Origin of the sequence: Endozoicomonas atrinae (genome assembly GCF_001647025.1) — a bacterium.
Classification (GTDB): Bacteria; Pseudomonadota; Gammaproteobacteria; order Pseudomonadales; family Endozoicomonadaceae; genus Endozoicomonas; species Endozoicomonas atrinae.
Window position 1 is genome coordinate 1 of the sequence record NZ_LUKQ02000771.1, and the last position, 530, is coordinate 530.

Genomic DNA, 530 nt, shown 5'->3' on the forward strand with positions numbered 1-530 from the left:
TCTTCCGCTTCCTCTTTAAATGACTTGAGCTTTTCCCGGCTCGCATCCATCGCCTCTGTGTATTCTTCGAGCGATAGCGTTCCCTGTGAAAAGGCTTCGGCAATAGTGACACCGAGGCTGGCAAGTTCTACACGGCTCTCAGCATCATTGACCTGTTCAATGGCATCCTTAACGTCTTTGAATGCAGCGACCATGGTATCGGCTGCATCCTCTGTCTCGACCTTGTAACGGTTCCGTTCCTCACGAACCATATCCCAAGTGAGTTTGCTCTCTTTACGGACGTTTACCTGTGCCTTTTTATGCTCCGTTGCAAATGACTCATACATACCCACCAAAGCGTCTTTTGCGTCTTTGGCATCCTCGACGACTTCCTTGGTAAAGGCCGCTGCCTGATCCCGCATTAAGTTCGTGGTTGCGGCAAATTTCTTCTCTAATGTTTCGAGCCCGGTAACTTCAAAGATTTTCTGCCAGCCATAAGTAATGGTTGCTAATACATTGAGAATGCCTGCCGCAAAGCCTTTTACTGCACC

General features: G+C 48.7%; 1 protein-coding gene. It reads right to left on the reverse strand.

Going from position 1 to position 530, the window contains the following annotated elements:
• Positions 1–530, reverse strand: a 530-nt coding sequence (locus AK963_RS34415) for a hypothetical protein (RefSeq protein ID WP_175404795.1), incomplete at both ends; no start/stop codon positions are given.